Genomic DNA, 2,542 nt, shown 5'->3' with positions numbered 1-2,542 from the left:
TCATCCGCCGCAGCGGCGCCAGCCCGCGGTGCGCCGCCAGCCAGCCGAGCAGCGCGGCGGCCAGCGCGGCGGCCGAAATGCCGAGCCACAGGCCGTGCCGGACCTCGTGCAGAAAATGGGCGTGGTGCGAGATGTCCAGCGCCACCGCCGCCCGCAGCGCGGTGCCCTCGTCGTCCGGCGGCAGCACGGCCTCGCGGCCGATGAACTGGCGCTGCGCCACCTGCCAGGTCTCGCCGCTGCGGCCCAGCGGCGCGCCGGCAAGCTGCGCGGTGGTGAAGGCGCCGGGTTGGATGGCATGCAGCAGCGTGCCGTCAGCCGCCCGCAGCAACAGGCCGACCGTGTCCTGGCCGGCGAAAGCGGCGTCCAGGCGCTGTCCGGCTCCGGTTCCGGCGCCGGCCTCGCGCACCAGGTTGCCGACCAGGGTCAGCTTGGCCGACAGTTCGTGCGCGTCGAGTTCGTCGAAGTGGCGCTCGACCGCGCGCCCGAGGACGATGCCGACCACGATCAGCAGGCTGGCGGTGAGCAGCGCGAACAGCAGCGCGAGACGGGCGGTCAGTGACAGCGGCGGCATCGTTCAGCGCTCCGGCGTTCCGTCCGTGTCGCCTGCGTCGCACACGTAGCCCATGCCGCGCACGGTGCGGATCAGCTTGGGCTCGAAGGCGTCGTCCACCTTGGCGCGCAGGCGGCGCACGGCGACTTCGATGACGTTGGTGTCGCTGTCGAAGTTCATGTCCCACACCTGCGAGGCGATCAGCGAGCGCGGCAGCACCTCGCCCTGGCGGCGCAGCAGCAGTTCGAGCAGCGCGAATTCCTTGGCGGTCAGGTCGATGCGTCGGCCGGCGCGCAGCACGCGGCGGCGCAGCAGGTCGAGCTCGAGGTCGGCGGCGCGCAGCACTTCGGGCTCCTTGCTGCGGCCACGGCGCAGCAGGGTGCGCACGCGGGCGAGCAGTTCGGAAAAGGCGAAGGGCTTGACGAGGTAATCGTCGGCGCCCAGTTCCAGCCCACGCACGCGGTCCTCGACCTGGTCGCGCGCGGTCAGAAACAGCACCGGCATTTCGCGCCCGCCGCGGCGCAGGGTCTGCAGCACGCTCCAGCCGTCCAGCCCGGGCAGCATCACGTCGAGCACGACCAGATCGTAGTCGCCGCTCAGCGCAAGGTGCAGGCCGTCCAGCCCGTCGCGGGCGAGGTCGACGACGAAGCCGGCCTCGGCCAGGCCCTGGCGCAGGTAGTCGCCGGTCTTGGGTTCGTCTTCGACGATCAGGATCTTCATGAGGGTGCGTGTTGCCCGGATTCGGACGCATTGTGCCCTGCGGCGCGGCGCAGGGGCGGCATCGGGCGCCAGATTACAGAGATGTAATCCGCGCGTCAGTCTGCCGTCGGCCATCGCGCGGCAGGATGGCGGCATCCCATCGCATTCGAGAGACAGACATGGACAAGGCGCTTCGCATCCCCCTGCTGGCATTCCTGCTGGCGCTGGCCGTGCCGGCCGCGGCGCAGGCCAGCACAGGCCATGATCACCATGGCAGCCATGTCCCGGCCCCGTCCGCCGCGCAGGCGGACGACCGCTCCGAAGGCACGGTGCGCAAGGTGGATGCCGCGGGCGGCAGGATCACGATCGCCCATGGCCCCCTGCCGCGTCTGGACATGCCGCCGATGACGATGGCTTTCGGCGTCACCGATGCCGGCATGCTCGACGCGGTGCAGGCGGGCGACCGCGTCCGTTTCATCGCCGACAAGGTCGACGGCAAGCTCGTCGTCGTCGAACTGGAACGCCTGCGCTGAGGTTTCACGTGCCTGTCCCGATGCCGTGCCGGCCGTCTGCGCCGGCCATTCCGCCCTTCGTCCCGTCCGCTCGCGCCGTGCCGCTCCGTGGCCGCGCCTGCGCCGTGTTCGGCCTGCTCGCAGCGCTGCTGCTGCCGGGGGTGTCTTTCGGCACCGGCCCGGAAGCCAGCCTGGGGGCCGCGCCGCGCGCGCTGATCGACTATGCGCGCGAGCACAGCCCCGCCTACGCCGCCGACCGCGCCGAGGCCGAAGCCGCGCAGGCGCGCGTCGAGCCGGCCGGGGCCTTGCCCGATCCGCGTTTCGAGCTCGAACTGATGGATTTCACCAACACCATGAACGGTCGCTCGGCCTCGCTGCTGCCCGAGCGCGTCGGCGAGACGCGCTACCGCGTGGTGCAGCCGCTGCCGGGATGGGGCAAGCGCGAACTCGACCGCCAGGCGGCCGAGGCGCGGGCGCGGCAGGCCGGCGCGCTGCGCGATGCCGGCTGGAGCGAGCGCGTGGCCGCGATCGAAGCGGCATGGCTGCGCTACTACGCGGCCGACCGCGAGCTTGCGTTGGTGCGCGATGCCCTGGCGCTGATGCAGGAGCTGGAAACCCTGGCGCTGGCCCGCTACCGGCTCGGCCTGCTGCCGCAGCAGGCGGTGCTGCGCGCGCAGCGCGAGATCACCGAGCAGCGCCTGCTGCTGCTGGCGCGGGAGCGCGCCCGCAGCGGCGCGGTGGCGGCGCTGAACGGCCTGCTGTCGCGCCGGCCCGACGCGCC

Annotated in this window: 4 protein-coding genes; 2 read left to right on the top strand and 2 right to left on the bottom strand. The window is 72.6% G+C overall.

Annotation, left to right across the window (positions count from 1 at the left end; translation table 11 throughout):
• Both C666_RS18880 and C666_RS18875 read right to left on the bottom strand, forming a co-directional pair.
• The coding region (locus tag C666_RS18880; RefSeq protein ID WP_004349345.1) for a sensor histidine kinase at positions 1–571 on the bottom strand (571 nt) is incomplete at its 3' end.
• 3 nt (positions 572–574) lie between these two features.
• Entirely contained in the window at positions 575–1,270 is a 696-nt protein-coding gene (locus tag C666_RS18875) for a heavy metal response regulator transcription factor (RefSeq protein ID WP_004349344.1), read from the bottom strand.
• 158 nt (positions 1,271–1,428) lie between these two features.
• Here C666_RS18875 and C666_RS18870 point away from each other — a divergent pair, with 158 nt between their 5' ends.
• Positions 1,429–1,782 (top strand): copper-binding protein, encoded by a 354-nt coding sequence (locus C666_RS18870; RefSeq protein WP_004349341.1) that lies wholly within the window; start codon positions 1,429–1,431, stop codon positions 1,780–1,782.
• Between the two features lie 77 nt (positions 1,783–1,859).
• A partial coding sequence (locus tag C666_RS18865; protein WP_370701735.1) for a TolC family protein occupies positions 1,860–2,542 on the top strand: 683 nt, incomplete at its 3' end.

This window comes from Thauera linaloolentis 47Lol = DSM 12138 (assembly GCF_000310205.1).
GTDB classification, from domain to species: domain Bacteria; phylum Pseudomonadota; class Gammaproteobacteria; order Burkholderiales; family Rhodocyclaceae; genus Thauera; species Thauera linaloolentis.
Note: the sequence above shows the minus strand (reverse complement) of the source record. Positions and strands in the feature narration are given on the sequence as shown.

Excerpts from the sequence above, each read along its gene's own strand:
- C666_RS18875 (WP_004349344.1), bottom strand. The coding sequence starts at position 1,270 with ATGAAGATCCTGATCGTCGAAGACGAACCCAAGACCGGCGACTACCTG.
- C666_RS18870 (WP_004349341.1), top strand. The coding sequence starts at position 1,429 with ATGGACAAGGCGCTTCGCATCCCCCTGCTGGCATTCCTGCTGGCGCTG.